The following is a 20682-nucleotide window of genomic DNA, read 5'->3' on the forward strand; positions in this document are numbered from 1 at the left end:
GGGAGGCGCTGCGCGCGTTGAACGCATCCATGTCGGCCACAGCCTGCTGCTGGCCGGCCGCGTCGTACATCTTCCCCATCACCAGGTCGATGAACATATCCACCTTCACATCCAGCCCGCCCGGCGTGTCGGTGGCCGGCAGGAGGGTATCCACCAGCGAAGAAACCAGCCGGGCGTGATCCTCGCTCAGGAAGGTCGGCTGCCAGCCGAGGCGGGGCTGCTGCTGGCAGGACTGCAGGAGGCCGAGCAGCGAGGTCGACAGCGCGGCGGAGCCGCCCAGCAGGGCCGTTTTTTTGAGTGCTTCTCGTCGTTGCATGGCCTTACAGGTTGGTTTTTTTCATTTCGTCGATGGCGTGGTGCGCCGCGCGCACGGTGAGCGCCATGTACGTGAGCGAGGGGTTCACGCAGGAGTTGGACGTCATGCAGGCGCCGTCGGTCACGAAGACGTTGGGGACGGCGTGGATCTGGTTCGTGGCGTTCAGGACGGAGGTCTTTGGGTCGCGCCCCATCCGCGCCGTGCCCATCTCGTGGATGCCGTAGCCCGGTTCGTGGCGGTTGTTGAACCCGACGATGTCCTGCAGGCCGGCTTTGTCGAGCATCTCCACCGCATCCACTTCGATCTGCCGGTTGAGCGCCAGCTCGTTGTCCCGGTATTCGCAGTCGATCGCGAGCGTCGGCTGGCCCCACTTGTCGAGGCTGTTGGTGTCGAGGGTCACCTGGTTGTCGTGATACGGGAGGCATTCGGCGAACCCGGTGATGAAGAACGTCCACGGCCCGGGGTCGGTGAGCAGCTGGTCCTTGAACGCAGCGCCGAAGCCGTCCACGTTGGCGCCGCCGCCCCAGCCGGCCCGGCTGGCGCCGCCCTGGTAGCCGAAGCCACGGACGAACGTATCCGAGCGGCTCTTTTCATCCACATTCCAGTAGCGCGGGATGTAGATGCCGTTGGGCCGGCGGCCTTTGTAATACATGTCCTCGTACCCCTCGAACCGGCCTATCGCGCCGACGCGGTAGGTGTGGTCCATGAGGTTGTGCCCCAGTTCGCCGCTGTCGTTGCCCATGCCGTTGGGGAAGCGGCTCGAGGTAGAGTTCAGCAGGATGCGCGTCGTGCTGAGGGTGGAGGCGTTGCAGAAGACGATCCGGGAGAAGTATTCCACCATTTCGCCCGTCTCGGCATCGATCACCCGCACGCCGGACGCTTTCCCCTTCGCGTCGTCGTAGATGATCGAGTGGGCGACGGAGAAGGGGCGGACGGTGAGGTTGCCCGTGGCGTTCGCCGCCGGCAGGGTGACGGAGGTGCTGCTGAAAAACGCGCTGAACGGGCATCCCTGGCTGCATTTGTTACGGGACTGGCATTTGCCGCGTCCGTTCATCGGCTCCGTCAGGTGCGCCACGCGCCCGATGGTCATGTGCCGGCCCGGGAAGGCCTTTTCGATGCGGGCCCGGATGTCCTGCTCGACGCAGTTCAGCTCCATCGGCGGGAGGAAGTGGCTGTCCGGCAGGTGCGGCAGGCCGAGCGCCTCGCCGCTGATGCCGGCGTACTTCTCGACGTACGTGTACCACGGCTCGATGTCCCGGTACCGGATGGGCCAGTCGACGCCGTGGCCGTCCTTCGCGTTGGCCTCGAAGTCGAGGTCGCTCCAGCGGTAGGTTTGCCGGCCCCAGAGCTGCGAGCGCCCGCCCATCTGATGGGCGCGGACCCACAGAAAGGGCTTCACTTCCGTATAGGGATCCTCTTCGTCGTCGGCGTAAAACATCTCGTTCGCCGCCCCGATGAACCCCGTTCGGATGCCCTTGTAGTGTTTCTTCTTCTGCTCGGGCGTGAGGCTTCCGCGCAGCTCGAAGTCCCACGGCTCCAGGTTCATCGTGGGGAAATCCTTGATGGGTTCGACGATGCGGCCGCGCTCCAGGACGAGCGTCTTGAGCCCCGCCTCGCACAGTTCCTTGGCCGCCCATCCTCCGCTCATTCCGGAGCCGATGACGATGGCGTCGTAGGTCATGTCCTGCCTGGCGTCGATGTTGTAATTTGGCATGATGGTACCGCGTATCCAGTCCCGCGTGCATAGGGTCGATAGGGAACGTGGATCTAATGTAACACGGAGCGTGCAAATTGTCGCGCAGGAGAGAGGAAGTCTGGGGGCGATCGCATGCTCGTCGCCCGAGCGCAAGACCGGATGTGGTGGTTTGGGAGTATGGGCGTGGGGGCTTACGGCAGTAGCCCCCATACTCCCATACCCCCGCACGTTCCACGCTTCTTTTCGAGCTTGCGGTGGCCCGGGTACGTCTATTCGTACCGCAGGCTCTCCACCGGATCCGCCTGCGCGGCCCGGACCGACTGGATACTGATCGTGGCGAGGGCGACGAACGCCACGCACGCGCCGGCCAGCGCGAACAACCCGGGGCCGACGTCGATTTGGAACGCGAAGTCTTCCAGCCAGCGCCGCACCCCGATATAGGCCAGCGGGATGGCGACGAGGAAGCCGAACGCGACGAGCTTGAGGAAGTGCATCGAGAGCAACACGAGGATGTCGGCCAGCGAGGCACCAAGCACCTTGCGCACGCCGATCTCCTTCGTTCGCCGCGACGCCACGAACGTGGTGAGCCCGAGCAATCCCAGGCACGCGATGAACAGCGCCAGCGCCGTGAAGTAGCCGATGAGGCGGCTCAGCCGGACGTCCGTCTCGTACATCTTGTTGTAGGCGTCGTCCAGGAACTCATACGCGAAGGGATATTCGGGGGAGAACGTTGCGAACGCCTTCTCGAGTGCAGAGAGGGTCTGTGGGAGGCCATCCGGGCGCACCTTGACCAGCACACGCTCGACATCCCTCGGGATGCCCGGGTAAAACGCGAGCGGTTCGATGGCCTGGTGGAGCGAGAGGAAATTGAAATCCTTCATCACCCCGACGATCTGGAATTGTTGATTCCGGAACGTGAACCATTTCCCTGCGGCGGTCTCCCACCCGAGCTGCCGCCGCATCGTTTCGTTGATCACCATGGCGTTCGCGGCCCCTGCTGCACTGTCCGCGCCGAAGAAACGGCCTTCCACGAGTTCCATGCGAAACAGGTCGAAGAACTCCGGCTGCACGGGCATATGATATACCGAGATGTGATCGCCCTCCTGCGATCCCTCCCAGGTACGCGTGCCGGATTGAGATGAGATCTGTGTAGGATTGTACCAGGCACCCGTCACGGCCAGCACGTTCGGTTGGGATTCCAGAGCGGACTTCATCGCGGGGTAGCGCTCCCTGGCGGCCGGATCCTCGATCGGGATGGATAGCACATGCTCGCGATCGACACCGGTTTGTGCCGTCTGGATGTAGCGCATCTGCCGGCTCATGGCCATCGTCGCCACGAGAAGCACCGTCGTCGCGGCGAACTGCGCCACGACGAGGGCGTTGCGAAACGATGCCCCGCTCATCCTGCCGGCGACGATGCCCTTCATCACGCCCAGCGGGGCGTGTCCGGACATCAAAAGCGCCGGGTAGCTGCCGGCGATGAGGCCGACAAGCAGGGCGAGACCCACTCCCGTCAACACGAGTTTGTCCAGGTCTCCCGAAGCGAATGACATTTCACGCGCGGTCAGGGCGTTGAAGGCCGGCAGGCAGAGCGCAACGAGCAGCAGGGCGAGTCCCACCGCGACGACGGCGATCAGCATGGTTTCCGTCAAGAACTGCCCGACGAGTTGGGCCCGCCTGGCCCCCATGACCTTGCGCACGCCCACCTCCCTGGCCCGCATCACGGACCGCGCCGTGGCCAGGTTCATGTAGTTGATGCAGGCGATGAGCAGGATCAGGAATCCGATCCACGAAAACAGGTAGACGTACCGGATGTCGCCATTGGCTCCCAGCTCGAAATTGAGATGCGAACGCAGGTGGATGTCCTTCAACGGTTGCGGGAAGTAAATCGGAATACGACCGGGTTGCTCCTTGTAATACGCGATCTCGCCCAGTCTGTCCTGCGCCAGCGCCACCAGGTTGGTCGCGAACGCCGATACATCGGATCCCGGCTGGAGACTGACATACGTGCGATAATTGTTGCTGTCCCAGTCGCCTCTGGCGAGGTGCTCTACATACCGATCCCACGAGCGCATGGAGAGCAAAAAATCGAACGAGATGTGGCTGTTCGGAGGAGGATCCGAAACGATGCCGGTGACCGTCAGCGAGTGCGAACGGCCCGACTCCAGGCGCGTGACCGTCTGGCCGATCGGATCCGTCGCCCCGAAATAGGCCCGGGCGAGGGAGGTGGTCAGGACGATCGAGCCGGGTTCTGCCAGCGCCGTGCGCGTATCTCCGGCCACCAGCTCGAAGGAAAACACGTCGAAAAAATGCGCGGTTGCATACAGGCCCTTCTCGCTGAATCGCGCGTCTGCTATGCGGAGCAACGCGTCGACCGGGACGAGCTGCGTGGCGTATTCGACCTCCGGAAATTCGTCCATCAACGCCGGCGCGAGCGGCGCCGATGTCACAGTGAATTGGTTGGTCCCGAGGTAATTGGAATCGGGGTCTTCCTTCGCGATCCGGAAGATGCGGTCGGCCTTCTCGTGGAACCGGTCGTAGCTCAGCTCGAACCGGACGAACAGCGCGATCAGGATGAAGCCGGCCAGCCCGACCGTGAGCCCCAGCCCGTTGACGAGCGCGTACCCCTTGTGTTTGCCCAGCGCGCGCAGCGCCATCTTGAGGTGGTTCTTCCACATGGCCATGCTCCAGTATAACGCTCGCATCAAGAGCGGGAAAAAAGACAGGAGGACCTGATGCCAGTACCAGCGTTGCGCGCGCCGGACGCCCACTCGCCTGAACTGATAGCGAAACGTCTCCTCCAGATCGCCGAGCACGTGCGCTCGGTCGACAGGGTGGAGCACGGTGAGGAGCAGCCAGCGGGCGAGGGACGGTGGCGTCGGCATAGGCGGTGTACGTCGGCATCAGGGATGACGTCTCGCCGGCCGAGAGCTTCTGGTCCCGCTGCGCGACGGTCAGGCAGGGGTACGGCCGCGAATCCTATATGTTACTGAAAAGGTAATAAATAAAACACGCCGGGTGCAAACGTATGTCATGGCGAGTGTAGTACGACGCCGTGAGCCGGCTCGTGTCCACGAATTGCGTGGTGACGCCGGCGACGATGGCCGGCTCCTAGGGTTCGGCTTCAAGGGCAAACCGGACACGATGGGGCCGCGTGTCGAATGAGGCGCAGGTCAGGTTGGGGACGCGTCCACGGCCGAGCCGGCGAACTGATCCAGCCGGATTTCGCTAAAATGTACGAGCGCCGCTTCCAGCTGGTCGGCACGGATGGGTTTGGAGAGGTAGGCATCCATGCCGGCGGCCAGGCACTTCTTCCGATCGTCTTCCATCGCGTTGGCCGTCAGCGCGATGATGTACGGTTGATGGGCATGCGGCCGGCTCCGAATCTGCCGCGTCGCTTCCAGCCCGTCCATTTCGGGCATCATCATATCCATCAGAATCACGTCGTAGCGGAGCTGTTCGAGCGCATTGAGCACCTCCAGGCCATTGGCGACCACGTCGACCCGGCAGTCCAGCCGTTCCAGCATGCGCGTGGCGACCTTCTGGTTGATGACGTTGTCCTCCGCGAGCAGGATGCGCAGGGCCGACAGCCGGCCTGGTGCGTCCGACTCCAGCCGAGCCACCGTTTTCGCGCCGGCGCGGGGCGTCTCGCCAAAAATCGACGAGAGCACGCGGAAAAGCTGATCCGGCTTGACCGGTTTGGTCAGCCAGTGCGGGATGAGGTCGTCCGTATCGGCCTGGCGTTCCCCGATCGAACTGAGCATGACGAGGGGGAGTGTGCTGGCCCAGGCGTGATGGGCCAGGGTTTGCGCCAGCGCCAGCCCGCTCATCTCGGGCATATGAAAATCGAGCAGGGCTACGTCGAAGCCCGAGCCGGCGTTGATCTGGGCGAGCGCTTCGACACCGGACGTCACCGCCACCGGATGCATGCCACGCGAACGCGTCAGCTCGACCAGGATCCGCCTGTTGGTCGCGTTGTCGTCGACGATCAGCACCCGTTTGCCCGTGAGGCAGGCCATGTCGTTGCCGGCCGGTTCGCCGGAAGCCGGAGCGACGATGCTCAGCCGGAACGTCGAGCCTCGGCCGGGTTCGCTTTCGACCCGGATGTCGCCGCCGAGCAGGTTCGATAGCTGATAACTGATGGCCAGGCCGAGGCCGGTGCCTCCGTACTTGCGCGTAGTCGACGCGTCCACCTGGCTGAACGCCTCGAACAGGACGCCAACGCGGTCAGCCGGGATGCCGATGCCGGTATCCTTGACCTCAAACTCGAAGCGATACCTGTCGTTTTCGCGCAGGCGCGCGGTCACGCTGACGAGGATCTCGCCGCGCTCCGTAAACTTGACGGCGTTGGAAAGCAGGTTGACCAGGATCTGGCGAAGCCGCGTGATGTCGCTCACCACCACGGGCGGCACGGAGGGATCGATATAGTAGAGGAGTTCGATCCCCTTGGCGGATGCCGCCGCCGAGACGAGGTCGAGGGCCTCCGAGACACAGGTGTTGACGTCGAATTCCTGCTGCTCCAGCACGAGCTTGCCGGCTTCGATCTTCGAAAAGTCGAGGATCTCGTTGATGATCGTCAGCAGCGACTCACCGCTCGTACGGATGATCTCTACATAGTCATGCTGTTCATCCGTGAGCGGCGTATCCATCAGCAACGAGGTCATGCCGATGACGCCGTTCATCGGCGTGCGGATCTCGTGGCTCATGTTGGCCAGGAACTGGCTCTTCGTGAGGTCCGCCTTCAGGAGTCGCGCATTGGTTTCTTCCAGCTCGCTGATCACCTGCTTCAGCTTCGTCCGGAATCGCTGCAGCTCGTCCGCCTGATCCTTGTGCTGGGTGATGTCCTCGAAGGTGCCCAGGATGCCGATGACGTTGCCTGCGGCGTCCGTGAGGGGGATTTTGTTGGTGACGAGCCAGGCCAGGCTCCCATCCGCCCGGCGGAGGGGTTCGATGATTTCGTATTCCGGCTTTCCGCTTTCGATCACTCGCCGGTCGTCCTTGCGGTAAGAGTCGGCCACTTCACCGGCCCAGGGAAGGTCGTGGTCGGTTTTTCCAATAATTTCTTCCGGCGACGATAATCCGGCGATCTCCGCAAACAGCTGGTTGCAGCCCCAGTAGACGGAGTTGCGATCTTTCCAGAAAATGAAGTGCGGGAGGCGGGTGACCACCTGCGCGAGGTGGCTCATGTGGCTGCGCGGATCGTCCAGAGCCGGCGCGTTCGAAGGGTTTTCTATCGGTGTTGCCATCGGGGGCGGCCCCTCACGTAGTGCGCGAGCAGAATAAGTGCTAGTAGGATCGACCGTGCGCCACGGTTCTGAAGCATGCGTTGATGAAATGTCGATGAGACGTCCTGCAAGGTTTATCAAGCATTTAACAACGGAAAGCGCTTTTTTTGGTACGCTCGCTTGCAAACCATTCTGCGTGCGCATTCATGACCTACCCCGCCTCTCTAATCTACGTTTTCGGCCTCGCGCTCTGCTGCGCCGGCCCGGCGCTTGCCGTTTCACCGCAGACCCAGGATCCCGCGCGTTCGCTACGCGCCCACCCCGCCGGCGATGCCGTCATCGAAGTCGACGGCTTCCTCGACGAGCCGGTATGGGCCGAAGCGGAGGTCGTGACCGACTTTCTCCAGTTCGAACCCGTCGACGGCGCGGCGTCGGGGCAGCGGACGGAGGTGCGGGTCGTGTACGGATCGAGCAGCCTGTACGTCGGCGCGACCCTGTTCGACGACAATCCCGCCGCCATCGAGGCGGCGCTCGGCCGGCGCGACGAGTACAACCGGGCCGACTGGTTCCTCGTGGCGATCGACTCGTATTTCGACAAAAAGACGGCCTACACGTTCGGCGTCAACGCCGCCGGCGTGCAGATGGACGCCATCCAGACGAGCAACCGGCGTTCGGGCCTCGGGAACGCCGCCAACCCGGGCGGCGACCTGTCGTGGGACGCCATCTGGCTGGCCACGCCGCGCATCGGTCCGGACGGCTGGACGGTCGAGATGCGCATCCCCTACAGCATGCTCCGTTTCCCGGAGCGTCCGCAGCAGACGTGGGGCATCCAGTTCACCCGCGTCATCCCGCGCCTCGGCGAGCAGTCCGAGTGGCCCTACATCCCCCGCGGCGAGCGCACCAACCTCGTCGCCCGGTTCGGGGAGCTGACCGACCTCAACGGCGTCCATCCCCGGCGCAACATCCAGATCACCCCGTACACCCTGAGCCGGCTCCAGCGCAACGAAGATCCGGCGTCGCCGGGGGATCGCGTCGGCGAGCGCTCGCTCGATGTCGGCGGCGACCTCAAGGTCGGTCTCGGCCCCAACGTGACGTTCGACGCCACGATCAATCCCGACTTCGGGCAGGTCGAGTCCGATCCCTCCGTCCTCAACCTCACCGCCTTCGAGATCGTCTTCCAGGAGCGCCGGCCCTTCTTCCTCGAAGGGATGCAGATTTACGACTTCGACGTGGGCCCCGCGCAGATGCCCTATACCCGGCGCATCGGCGCGCAGGCCCCCATCATCGGGGCGGCGAAGCTCTCCGGGCGGACCGAGAGCGGCCTCTCGTTCGGGCTGCTCGGCGCGACCACCGGCGACGACTTCGACCCGTCGCAGCAATACGGCGTCGCCCGCGTCACCCAGCAGCTGGGCGACTTCTCGCGCATTGGTGCGATCGTGACCGGCTTCGGCGGGCCCGGCAGCGCAGACGACAGCCGGCTCCACAGCTACTTCAGCGGCATCGACTACGACTTCCGCTTCCGCGAAAACATGTACAGCGTGGAAGGCTTTATCGGGACGACGCGTCGCCGGCAGACCGAATTCGATGTGTTCGCCGAAAACGGCTTCGGCGGCAAGATGCTCTGGCGGAAACGCCGCGGCCGGTTCACCGGCTTCGGTGGGGCCGAGGGATTCGACGAACACTTCGTGATCACGGACATCGGGCTGCTCCGGCAAAACAACTACGTGGCCTTTCCGCTGCGTCTGGCCTACGACCTCAACGGAGGCCAGCCGTTCGGCCCGTTCCTCCGCGCGACGCTCGGAGACTTCGGGATGCAGCAGGTCTCGCTCAGCAACGGCCTCGATCTGGGGCAGCGCCATAATTTCTCGCTGCAGGGGTTGCTCAAGGGCTTCCGGCAGTTCAACGTGTCGGCGCTGTTCGAGAACGTGTTCGGCGGCTACGATATCTACGAAACACGCGGCCAGCTGCCGTGGGTCAAACCCTTCGTGCTCGGATTCGAGGCGGAGGTGGCCACCGACCAGCGGCGCGCGTGGCAGGTAGAGCCCTCGGTGATGCTGTCGCGCGTCGACAACGGAGGCCGGCTCTACGGTTTCGGTCTCGGCGGCATGGCCACGCTGGGCTCGCGCGTGTCGCTCTCGGGCACGGTCGACGGGGTCTGGGAGGACGATGTGGTGGCCTGGGCGGCCAACGAGGCGTTTCGCGACACGGACACCGGCTGGCTGATCGGCGGCGAGTCCGGCAATCCGGATCTGGCGTCGACCGACTTCGTCCGTTTCGACGACCGGGGCCAGCTCGATGCCGCCTTCGCCGGCCGGGCGCCCCTGGCGGCCGATCGGTACTACGCCTCCGTCTTCGGCCGGCGGGATACCCGCTCGATGGACCTCACCCTGCGCAGCACCGTCACCTTTACACCGAAGCTGTCCGTTCAGGTTTACAGTCAGCTTTTTCTGGCGCGCGGGCGGTACGACACGTTCGAACTGTTGCGCGACCGCGACACCCTCGTGCCGTTCGATGCCTACCCGAAGCGGAACGAGTTCGCGTTCAGCACGCTGACCTCGAACGTCGTGCTCCGCTGGGAATACCGGCCGGGCTCGACGCTGTTTGTCGTCTGGACCCACGGCCGGCGCACCGACGACGTCCTCAACCCGCTCGCGCCGTGGTTCGATTCGCCGTACGACCGCTCGATAGGCGGGCAAATCGATGATACATTCGGTATTATTCCAACGAACGTGTTTTTGGTTAAATTGAGCTACGCGTTCCTGAATTGACGCCCCATACCCCATGAAAGCCAACCACATCCTCCTTCGTATCGTGATCGCCCTGGCGGTCCTTTTCGCCGCCGCTTCGCCGGCCGCGGCCCAGAAAGTCCAGCTCGGCGAGGTGCTCGTCGTGAACACGCCCTTCGTCAAGCCCGGCATCGACGCCGAGGCGTTCGAGCAGGACGTGCTCACGCGGGTCATGCCGGCGTGGAAAGGCCTCGGCAAAAATACCGAAGCCCACTTCTTCCGGGCGGACCGGGGCAAGGGGGCGGGGCGGTACTGGCAGGTCTGGAGCTTCCGGACGGCGAAGGCGCGCCAGGCCTCGATGCCGGCCATCGCCGGGATGGGTTTCTCCGACAGCATCCGCCAGAAGCTCGGGCCGGCGACGACCCTTTCCCCGGAGTACATCGCTGCCAGCGGCGGGTATACGGATTTTGAACTGATTGGCGCCGACAAGATCAAGAAGCTCCCGCAGGTCGAGCTGCTCGGCGTGCACTACATCCACATCATCCCCGAGAAACGCGAGGATTTCGAGCGCTTCGTGCGCGACAAGCTGCATCCCGCCGTCGTCAACAAGATTCCCGGCATGGATCTGCTCTACTACAAGGGCGTCCGTGGCGAACTCGCCGGCCGCTACCTGCTCATCTTCGCCATCAAGACGGACGCCGACCGCGCCCGCTACTGGCCGACCGGCTCCTCGGAGACCCAGACGCTGAAAGACGAATTCGCGCCGCTGAAAGATCTGGCGCAGGAACTCAAGACCTACGAGGTCGAGGGCACCTACCTGCCCGAGTCATCGGGCGCGGCCGCCCAGATTTTCGAAAGCCTCGAATGGACCGATTTCGCCATCCTGAAGTAGCCCCCGATTCCCGATCCCGCATGTACACCCTCGACCTGATCCGCGACTTCCACACCCACATGCAATGGGCCGACGCCGAAGTATGGAACGCCGTGTCGGCCTGCGACGCCGCGGCGGATGACGCGGCGATCCGTGGGCTGCTCTTTCATATTCACTTCACCCAGGACGCGTTTTGCAGCGTGTGGGAGAAGCGCGAGGTCGTATTTCGGGAGGCGAGCGCGTTTGCTTCGTTGCCCCCGCTATACGCCTGGTGCCGCCCGATCCATCAGCGGATCGTGGCGGTGGTCGACGAACTGGATGAAGACGACCTGCTGACGCCGAATCCCCTGCCGTGGGTCAAGTATTTCGCCCGCAGCCGGGGCAAGGAGGCGGAGATGACGACGCTGGGCGACACGCTGGCGCAGCTTGCGATGCACAGCCTGTATCATCGCGGCCAGGTGAACAAGCGGCTCCGGGAGCTGGGCGGCGAGCCGCCGCTGGTGGACTACATCGCGTGGATCTGGATGGGCCGGCCGGCGCCGGCGTGGGGAGCCACATCGACCTGAGCGCACCGCTCAGCCGATCCCCTGCCGCCAGAGCCATCCGAGCAGTTCGTCCTGCAGGCGAAATTGCTCGCTCCAGAACAGGTTCACCTGCGGACCCGAAAGACGGACGATGCCCCCGGCTCCGCCGGCCAGGTACTGGATGCGCTCGAACCGGATGGGGCTGTAGCAGTCGTCGTCGTAGAGCTGGAGCCGGTCGGGCGGAGGCGTTTTCCAGTACACCTTGTTGATGGGGCGGACGCGGACCACCATCCGTTTGCATTTTCCCTGCGCGTCTTCGTAGACCTGTGCCTGGAATTCGTAGTTGAGCGTCTGGTCGTATCCGTTTGCCGGCACGTCGCGTATCGTGAGGCCGGCGGCGCCGGAGCAGGCGGACAGGCAGCCGGCGAGCAGGATCAGGACGAGGCGTTGGAGCGTGGCCATGGGGATACCGCAAAAATGCGTATGGGAGTGTGGGTGCATGCGAGGCATCTTTTCAGACCCTCATCACGGCACCCACACTCCCATACGAGCGCCCGTCGGAAACCCGACGGGCGCCACGGGGGAAGCCGTTATCAGTTATAACCCGGATTCTGGATGAGAGCCGGATTTCGATCGATCTCGGCGCGGTCGATCGGCACGAAGTAGTTGCGGTCGTCCCAGCTTTTGTTCTGGAGCGGCACGACCTGGTATTCATACCGGTATTTCTCCGTTACGAGCACCTCCCCGTTAGGGTCCAGCCGGCCGGTGATACGGATGCCGTTGTTGGTCCCGGTGTACACTTCGGGCGCGGTCATCCAGCGGCGGACGTCGAAATAGCGGTGGCCTTCGAACGCCAGCTCGATCTGACGTTCCTGCCGGATCCGGTCCAGGACAGTGCGTCCGTCGCCGCTCCCGCCGGCAGGCACATCCGGCATGCCGACGCGCGAACGGACCTCGTTCAGCGCCGTCAAGGCGTCGCCGCTCTGGCCGAGTTCTTCCGACGCTTCCGCGAAGTTCAGCAGGATCTCCGCATAGCGGATATGAATCCACGGATTGAAGTGCTGCTGCGCGTCCGGAACGAGGTTCCGGTCGAGGAACTTGGCCATGTTGTATCCGGAGCGTGTGCCGTTCCAGTTCTGGATGGGACCTTCGCGGGTGTCGAGACCCGGACGCAGGTTGGACTGGCCGGATACCTCATACCAGCCGGTCTGGATCACGCCGACCGGGTCGACGCTGGTGGCACCGCCCGTGCGGGGGCGCCACGTCTTCCCGTTGTGCAGGATGTTGGCTTCGAAGCGGGGGTCCCGGTTCGCATAGGGATTGGCCGCCAGCGCCGGGTCGTCCCAGCTGAACTCGGAGCCGTCCGCCATTTCATAGGCGTCGACATGGTTCTGGAGCGGGGTATCGCCGGACCAGGAGTTGTAGCCGTTCGGGCTGACCCACAGGCCGTGGTTGTGGGTGTCGGTCCCCGTGCCGCTGAAGTACCGGGCCCAGATGAGTTCCGAGCCGCCGCCCCGCAAGATGATGTCGTGGTAGGCATCCGGGGTAGGCGCCGATTCCAGGCTATAGATGCCGAGATCCATGACGGCCTGGGCGGCGTCTTTCGCGGCCTGCCAGCGCTGCATCTGGTCGCCGCTGGTGTAGCCGGTCAGTTCGGAGCCTGACGGGTTCTGGTTGTAGAGGTCGCTGGCGGCAAACAGCAGCACGCGGGATTTCAGCGCGAGCGCGGCGCCCTGGGAGGCGGCGCCGGTCCGCCGGCCCGCGAGCGAGAGGCGCGTCGCGGCACGGTCGAGGTCGGCGACGATGAAATCGACGGTCTCGGCAAACGTGTTGCGCGCAACCTGGTACTGCTCCAGATCCCCGCCCAGTTCAAACACCGTTTCGATGATCGGGACGCCGCCGTACATCTTCAGCAGGTTGTGGTAGAAGAACGCGCGGAGGAAATACGCTTCCCCCAGAAACGCGGTTTTCTCGGCGTCGGGTAGGACCGTGCCCGCATCGACGTTTTCGATGAACACGTTGAGATCACGAATCGAGGAATACACGTTTTGCCACGACAGGTGCTCGAACGAGTTGTTCGGGTTGTTGGTCCGGTTCCACTGTCCGCGGTTTTCCGGCGTCAGCGTCGAGGCCAGGTTCGCGTCCGTGTCGCTGCTGTGCGTGTAGATCGTCTCGTCCACGATGCCGGCGCCCGGAAGCGGGTTTCCGTAGCCGTATCCCGTGGCGCTGTAGATCTGGTTGAGGTACGCTTCCGTAAGGGCGGCGTCGCTCCATACGGCGCTGCTGCTCAGTTCGCTTCGCGGGTCGAGGTTCAGGCTGTCGCAGCCCCCGATCAACGCGAGGCTGCCGAGCGCTACGCTGAGGATATAGGTTCTGATTTTCATGGGATATCGTTGGTTTATCCGAGTCGGGACAGGTGCGCCAGAGGCGCTTCCTATCCGATTCCTAGAATCCAAGTTGCAGACCGACCGTGATGGCGCGCTCGTTGGGGTATTCCTGGGCCGCGGCGTTGCGGAGTTCAGGATCCATGATCTTGAGCGGCGAGAACGTAAGCAGGTTGCGTCCGCTCAGGTACACCATGGCCTGGCTCATGCCGCCGAGTCGGGTCAGCACGTTTTCGGGTAGCGAATAGGTCAGGGAGGCAACCTTCAGGCGCAGGTATTTCGCATCCCGGAGGAAGAAGGTATTGGCCTGGTTCGACCAGTACGGTTCGGTACGATTCCATGCGCGCGGGTTGGTGCCGTCCGTGTTTTCCGGCGTCCAGCGGTCTTCGGTAAAGGCCTGGAAGTAGTTACCGAATTCGCCTACCGCGCCCGAGAGCACGTACTGTTTCACCTTCGCGGCGCCCTGGAAGAGGAGGTTTACGTCGAAGCGGCCGAAGGCGGCGCCGATGTTGAAGGCCCCGATGATGTCGGGCGTACCGTTTTCATCGACACGAACCCGGTCGTCGCCGTTGATCACGCCGTCCTCGTTATAGTCCACGAACCGGATGTCGCCGGCGCGCGCACCGCTGAAGTGGGGGCTGGCATCGACTTCAGCCTGATCGTCGTAGATGCCGTCCGCCAGGTAATAGAGGCCGGTGTTCCAGGGGCGGCCGGTGTTCTGCTGGTAGGGCAGGACGCCCAGCGGTTCGTCGAAGAACTCCACCTCGTCGCCAACGAACGTGATGTTTGCCCCGCCGTGCAGGGTGAACTTCTCGGAGAAGCGCTGCGTGAAGGACGCCTCAGCCTCGAAGCCTTTGTTGCGGACCTGGGCGATGTTCTCGCGGGGCAGCGCGAAGCCGGTCGTCTGGGGGACGGCCACGTTCCGGAACCACAGGATGTTGTCGCGGAAGTGGTTGAAGTAGGTGAGTTCGAAGGACAGGCGTTCGTCCAGGATACCGCCCTGGATGCCGATGTCGAACTGGGTGGCCACTTCCCACGTGATGCGCTCGTTGGGCACGCGCGTCGGCGAGATGCGGGGGCCGAGGCCGTCGCCGTACACGAACGGTCCGCTGCCGAATCCGAACGTGGACAGGAACTGGTACGGTTCGATCCGGTCGTTGCCGGTCTGCCCGTACGCGGCGCGCAGCTTGAGGCGGTCGAAGAAGTCGCCCGTCGCTGCGCGGAACCAGTCTTCCTGCTCAAGACGCCAGCCGGCGGAGACGGACGGGAAGAACCCGAACCGGTCATCTTCCGGGAAGATGTACGAGCCGTCGTAGCGGGCGACGAGTTCCAGCAGGTATTTCTGCTGGAAGTTGTAGTTGAGGCGCCCGAAGAAATTCAGACGGGCCGCGGCGGTGCTGGTGCCGGACAGGTTCTGCTCGTTGGTGCCGCCGGCGAACAATTCGGTGACCTGATCGCTCAGGAAGAAGCGGCGGAACAGGAACAGCGACTCGCTCTCGGACGACTGGTACTCCGTGCCGAGCAGCAGGCTGGCGTTGTGGACGTTGGAGAACGTGCGTTCGTAGAGCGTCGTGGCGCGCAGGAGGATGTCCTGCGCCGTCAGGTCGTTCTGCGTCAGCCGCGGCTCGGGGACGCCTTCGCGCGTGGCGACGAGGTCATCCGGCCCGGCGCAGTCCGCCGAGCAGTTGTACAGCGTCCACGGCTGCTGCCACCGCTTGTAGTTTTCGAACGTCTGGTCGTACGCCACGGTGCCGTCGAAACTCCAGCCCGGAACGGTGGGCACGTTGTATTCCAGGGTCATGTTGCTCTGGAAATAGTACGTCTTCCGGTTGTCGAAGCCGGTCTGGTCGGCGACGACGGGGTTGACGCCGTTTTCCTGCGCCGGCCCGGGCAGGCCGTTGGGCCAGAACGCCGGCTCGTTGGGTTTGCCGCGCTGGAGCAGCTCCCAGTCGGCGCGGTCGATGTCGCGCGTCCAGGCCGGCCGGTCGCGGTTCTCGAGCCGGCCGTGCAGGTTGAAGGCGAGCGTCAGGTTGTCGGTGATATTTCCGTCGAGGTTGCTCCGGAAACCCACCTGGCCGTACCCGACCCCGGTGTTCACCAGGATGCCTTCCTGCGTCGATCCTTCGAGCGAGGCGCGGTAGCGGAAGGTCTCGGTGCCGCCCGTGAGGGAGGTGGTGGCGTTGTAGGCATCCGCATGGCTCTTCATCGCCACGTCGTACCAGTCGGTGTTGAACGTGCTCCACGAGCCATCGACATTGCCGCTATGCGCCTGGATCTGGTCCGCCGAGTACCGCTCGGGGTTGCCGCGCGAGATGTCGATCTCGTTCAGCATCTGCATGTACGTCGCCGCGTCGGCCATTTCGGGGATGACGGCCGGCGAGGCCATCGTCCGTTCCACATTGATCGCAAGCTGCGGCTTGCCGACCGTTCCGCGGCGCGTCCGGACCAGGATGACGCCGTTGGCCGCGCGGGAGCCGTAGATGGCGGCCGACGCGTCCTTCAGCACCGTTACGCTTTCGACATCCGCCGGATTGATGCGGGAAAGGCCGCCCTGGCGCCCCGGAATACCGTCGATGACGATCAGCGGGGAGTTGTCGCCCAGCGTCGAGACGCCGCGGATCAACAGGTTCGCGTCGTCCCGGCCCGGTGAGCCGCTCGGGGTCACGCCGATCAGACCCGTCACGGTGCCCTGGAGGGCCTGCGTGAGGTTCGGCATGGGCATCGCCTCGAGCGCCTGGCCGGAGATCTGGCTGATCGAACCCGTGGTCGTCGCGACGGTCTGCGTGCCGTACGGCACGCTCACGATTACCTCATCCAGCGAGGTGATGCTGCGCTCCAGCGTGATGTTGATCTGGGCGCGGCCTTCGATCGCGACTTCCAGGAACTCGTAACCGACGAACGAAAGCAGCAGTGTGTCATTGGGCGAAGGGGCCGTGAGGTTAAAATCGCCGCTTGAACGGGTCGCCGTACCGATGTTGGTGCCTTTCACGATAATGTTTACACCGGGCAGGCTCGTGCCGTCTTCAGCGTCGGTGACGCGTCCCGAGACCTGATGCTGCGCAAAAACCGGTGACGTTCCCACTCCGAATACGAATAAAAGCGCTACCAGCGCAGCGCAGATTTTGCCGACATCGGGTATCAGCGTTCGCTGGTGGTGCCGCCGGGATGGGAGGTGGAGGCATGGCGTAGGTGTAGCTTTTCGCATGGCAAGCCTGTGTGTTGAACGGGTTTGTCCTTAAGTAAGCGATACAAAACCAACTCATCGGAAGCGCACTCCGGAAGCACAATCCCGGCATGATTGGTGGATGCCGGGCATCTACTGCGCGATCAGCGGAACAAGCCTGATCCCGGAATGGATGGGCCTAATGAGACGGCACGTGGAGGGCCTTTGCGGAACGTGCTTGCAAAGGGAATGGGTTGAGATACGGTAGGGTCGTTTCGTCGTATCTGTGCAAACGTTAAGAACTGAATTAAATAAATGCCAGCTTCCGAGCGAGAAAAACTCGCTGGCGGATGCGCCGCCAGACGCTCCGGGAAAGACCGCCGGCCGCCGGCGTCTCACCGCGCCGGCCGATAGGCAAGCAGGGTCCCCCGATTGCGGCCGAACAGGAGCATTTCACCCACCCGGACGATGCTGCGGACCTCACCCCGGAGCCCCAATCCGGATTCGGGTTGGGGCACGTAATAATACCCGCCCGCGCCGTCGCCCCGGAGGAGGACGCCGTAGCTGGCGTCGTTTTTTCCGAGCCGGATGGGCGCTTCGTTCAGGTTGCCGGCCAGGAGGAGGTCGAGCGCGCCGTCGCCGTCCGCATCCAGCGTCTCGATCGCGAAAACGGGTGCAAACTGGGCCTGGATAGGCAATGCTCGCTGCACGAACCGCCCGGATGCGGTGCCCAGAAAGAGCGACGTCTCCAGGGTGTTGGCTTCGAGCGGCGTCGAGGCAGCCTGCTGTTCGGGCGACAGGATGTCGGCGAGGGTTGCGCCCGCGTACGTCCCGTGATCGGGAAAGCGGGAAGCTAGGGAGGGCGCCTGCGTCCGCAGCTCCTCCAGCGTCGGAAACGGGTACGGGACGCCCTGTACGGGGAAGGTGAGGAGGGGGTCGACGGTGCGGTTGTTGTCGTAATCGCTGAAATACAGCTCCACCGGCGCCTGGAGCTGCGTATTGGTCCCATAGTTTCCCGCGAGGAGGTCGGGGCGCCCGTCGCCGTCCAGATCGGCGATCCGGAGTGCGGTCCACAATCCGGAGCGGGGCGCGTCGAAATAGCGCGCCGTGGCATCGACCAGCCCCCGGTCGGCTCGCTCGAAAACCCGGATGGGCATCCAGGACCCCACCACGACGAGTTCGTCCGTGCCGTCGCCGTCCAGATCGTGCCAGGCGGCGTCGGTGACCATACCGGGCCGCTCCAGCCCGGGGGCGGCGTCCGCGGTGCGGTCGGCGAAGCGGCCGTTGCCGTCATTGACTAGCAGATAGCTGCGCGGGGGCTCCGGGTAGCGGCCGGGCACGACGCGGCCGCCCACGAACAGGTCGAGCGCGCCGTCGCCATTGACGTCGCCGGCCGCCACGGCGCCCGTGCTCGTCCGCATCGCCGGCAGGGCGTCGGGGCGGCGGGTGAGCCGGCCGCGTCCGTCGTTGAGGTAGAGCCGGTCCTGGAGCGTCTCGTCGTCGGGTGCGAGCAGGCCGTAGCCGCCGCTGCCCACGTACAGGTCGAGGTCGCCGTCGCCGTCGGCGTCGAAAAAGAGGGCCGCGGTGTCCTCGGCGTAGCGATCGGCTTCGAAGTCGGGCGTCGGCAGCCGTTCGAAGCGTCCGCCGGCGCGCTGCCGGTGCACCTGCCCGGCCTGCCCGCCGCCGCCGCCCACGAAGAGGTCGGGCAGGCCGTCGCCGTCGACGTCGCCGGCGGCGAGGGGCGGACCGTCGAACGAGGCGGGCTCGACCATCAGGGGCTGCCGGCGGAAGTCGTCGACCGCGCCGGCCATCCGGTGGGTGAAGTCGATGGGCGCGCGCGTCGCCTCGAACAGCGGCGCCGGCGCCTCCGCCGCCTCGGCCGCCTCGGCCTCTTCCTGACGCAGTTCGATCCGCCGGTTACCGGCGACGTTCCGGAGGGTTTGCGACCGGCCGTCGGGCCAGCGGACGCGCAGGGAATCGACCGCCTCCCGGTTGCCCAGCCCGAAGTGGAGGACCTGCGAGACGCTGGAGAGGTACCCGCGCATGGGCATCTGCTCGGCGACCTGCAGGCTGACGCCGGCGTAGAGCGTCACCCGCGCGCCGATGCCGGCGGTGTTGGCGCCGGCTCCATGCAGAACGACCTGGAGATACGCGCCGGGCGCCAGCCGCTCGGCGCGGTTCTCGAAGATGGACGCGTACTCGTTTACGTTGTTGGTGACGAGGTCGAGGTCGCCGTCGTTGTCCAGATCGGCGTACGCCGCCCCGGTGCTCCGCAGCGGCGCGCCGAGCCCCCACGCGGCGGAGGCGTCGTCGAACCGCAGGTCGCCGGTGTTACGGAAGGCATAATTGGCCAGATCGGTAGCCGGGAGGACATCCATCAGATACTGGATATCGGCCGGCTCGAGCTTCGGTTTTCGCTGCACGTACCGGTGTTTGAAGGCGAGAAAGTCGCGATCGATCGTGTCGTGCAGGATCCCGTTCGTGATGAAGAGGTCCTTCCACCCGTCGTTGTCGAAATCCGCGATCAGCGGCGCCCAGCTCCAGTCGGTGGCGTGCACGCCGGCGAGCTGTCCGATTTCGCTGAAGCGGCCGTCGCCGGTGTTCAGCTGGAGCATGTTGCGGGTGTACTGGGCGTGGAAGCCCGACGCGAGGAAGCGGTCGAACCCGTCCCGGTCGTTGGGCGCGAACTGGGTCTTCTGCCGGGCGTTCGTCGCGCCGAGCATGTCCAGCACGACGATGTCGGACCAGCCGTCGTTGTTGAGGTCGGCCACGTCGACCCCCATCGAGGCGTTCGCGATATGCCCGATCCGATCCGCCAGCACGTCGGTGAACGTCCCGTCCCCGTTATTGCGATAGAGGTAGTCCGGCGGCGAATAGTCGTTGCCGACGTAGAGGTCCATCCAGCCGTCGTTGTCGAGGTCGGCCACGCCGGCCCCCAGGCTATAGGTGAGCGGGGAGCTGCGGATGCCGGCGCGCCGCGTCACATCCGTAAACCGGCCGGCGTCGTTGCGGTAGAGGCGGTTTCCGTGCACCGGGTCGTCCTTCTCGAGCTCTTCCCGCGTGCCCATCGGGTCCTGGTAGGGGGTGCGAGGGGTATTGTTGCCGATCAGGAAAAGATCGAGGTCGCCGTCGCGGTCGTAGTCGAAGAAGTGCGCCTGGTTGGTGGAATGCGGGTTGGCGAGGCCGAATGCGGCGGCCTGTTCCTCGAAGCGCGGCGTGCCGTCGGCCTCGTTGCCCTTGTTGATGTACAGTTCGTCGACGCGGCGATCGAGCGGCAGCTCGCCGGAATAGCTCACATAGAGGTCGAGCCGCCCGTCCCCGTCGACGTCCGCCATTGCCGCGCCGGTCTTCCAGGTATCCTTGCGGCCCGCGACGCCGGCAACCTCCGTCACGTCCTCGAACGTGAGCCCGCCCCGGTTCAGGTAGAGCCGGCCGTAGGTCATGTTGCCGGTGAAGTACAGATCTTCCAGCCCGTCTCCGTTGACGTCGCCCACCGCCACGCCGGCGCCGTTGGAGAAATACTCGTTGAGCAGATCGGTCCGCAACGGCGACGGGTGCTCCAGCAGCGTATTCTGGAAATCGATGCCCGTGCGCGCGGGGACCAGTTGCGCAAAGAGCGGTTCCTGGACCGGCGGCGTCGAGCGGGGGGCGTCGGCGCCGTCGGGCGCGCAGCCCGCCGCGAGAAGCAGGGTGCAGCCGAAAAGAAAAGCGGTCCGTGAATCGGGCATGATGCGGGCAGTGTGGGGGGATGTCACGCGGCGGATCGACCCCTAAGGT

The 20682-nt window shown here is 64.7% G+C and carries 12 protein-coding genes; 4 read left to right on the forward strand and 8 right to left on the reverse strand.

Features of this window, described 5'->3' with window-relative positions; genetic code table 11:
* From R2834_14035 to R2834_14045, 3 genes are all read right to left on the reverse strand, one after another.
* Positions 1-316, reverse strand: a 316-nt coding sequence (locus R2834_14035) for a gluconate 2-dehydrogenase subunit 3 family protein (protein ID MEZ4701452.1), incomplete at its 3' end; no start/stop codon positions are given.
* A gap of 4 nt (positions 317-320) precedes the next feature.
* Positions 321-2030 carry a GMC family oxidoreductase gene (locus tag R2834_14040; GenBank protein MEZ4701453.1) on the reverse strand — a complete coding sequence of 570 codons (1710 nt, stop codon included), beginning with the start codon at positions 2028-2030 and terminating at the stop codon, positions 321-323.
* Positions 2031-2281: 251 nt separating this feature from the next.
* Entirely contained in the window at positions 2282-4897 is a 2616-nt protein-coding gene (locus R2834_14045) for an ABC transporter permease (GenBank protein ID MEZ4701454.1), read from the reverse strand.
* 148 nt (positions 4898-5045) lie between these two features.
* Here R2834_14045 and R2834_14050 point away from each other — a divergent pair, with 148 nt between their 5' ends.
* Positions 5046-5177, forward strand: a complete 132-nt coding sequence (locus R2834_14050; GenBank protein MEZ4701455.1) for a hypothetical protein — start codon at positions 5046-5048, stop codon at positions 5175-5177.
* A gap of 8 nt (positions 5178-5185) precedes the next feature.
* Here R2834_14050 and R2834_14055 read toward each other — a convergent pair whose 3' ends face one another.
* The gene (locus R2834_14055) at positions 5186-7258 is read right to left on the reverse strand and encodes a response regulator (GenBank protein ID MEZ4701456.1); all 2073 of its coding nucleotides are present in this window, start codon (positions 7256-7258) and stop codon (positions 5186-5188) included.
* 185 nt (positions 7259-7443) lie between these two features.
* Between R2834_14055 and R2834_14060 the strand changes: the two genes are divergently transcribed.
* Genes R2834_14060 through R2834_14070 form a run of 3 tightly spaced genes read left to right on the forward strand, consistent with a single transcriptional unit; the run spans position 7444 to position 11400 of the window.
* Positions 7444-10005 carry a DUF5916 domain-containing protein gene (locus R2834_14060; GenBank protein ID MEZ4701457.1) on the forward strand — a complete coding sequence of 854 codons (2562 nt, stop codon included), beginning with the start codon at positions 7444-7446 and terminating at the stop codon, positions 10003-10005.
* A 13-nt stretch (positions 10006-10018) separates the two neighbouring features.
* Positions 10019-10855, forward strand: coding sequence for a hypothetical protein (locus tag R2834_14065; GenBank protein ID MEZ4701458.1), 837 nt, complete (start codon positions 10019-10021; stop codon positions 10853-10855).
* Between the two features lie 20 nt (positions 10856-10875).
* Complete coding sequence (locus tag R2834_14070; protein MEZ4701459.1) at positions 10876-11400, forward strand: DinB family protein; 525 nt, start codon at positions 10876-10878, stop codon at positions 11398-11400.
* A 9-nt stretch (positions 11401-11409) separates the two neighbouring features.
* Here the strand turns inward: R2834_14070 and R2834_14075 are convergent, their stop codons facing one another.
* The 4 genes from R2834_14075 to R2834_14090 form a co-directional block, all read right to left on the reverse strand.
* Positions 11410-11820 (reverse strand): hypothetical protein, encoded by a 411-nt coding sequence (locus R2834_14075; GenBank protein ID MEZ4701460.1) that lies wholly within the window; start codon positions 11818-11820, stop codon positions 11410-11412.
* 131 nt (positions 11821-11951) lie between these two features.
* The gene (locus tag R2834_14080) at positions 11952-13742 is read right to left on the reverse strand and encodes a RagB/SusD family nutrient uptake outer membrane protein (GenBank protein ID MEZ4701461.1); all 1791 of its coding nucleotides are present in this window, start codon (positions 13740-13742) and stop codon (positions 11952-11954) included.
* 61 nt (positions 13743-13803) lie between these two features.
* The gene (locus R2834_14085) at positions 13804-16824 is read right to left on the reverse strand and encodes a TonB-dependent receptor (protein MEZ4701462.1); all 3021 of its coding nucleotides are present in this window, start codon (positions 16822-16824) and stop codon (positions 13804-13806) included.
* A gap of 476 nt (positions 16825-17300) precedes the next feature.
* Entirely contained in the window at positions 17301-20633 is a 3333-nt protein-coding gene (locus R2834_14090) for a VCBS repeat-containing protein (GenBank protein ID MEZ4701463.1), read from the reverse strand.
* Positions 20634-20682: the final 49 nt, after the last annotated feature.

The organism is Rhodothermales bacterium, assembly GCA_041391505.1.
In the GTDB taxonomy this organism is placed as follows: domain Bacteria; phylum Bacteroidota; class Rhodothermia; order Rhodothermales; family JAHQVL01; genus JAWKNW01.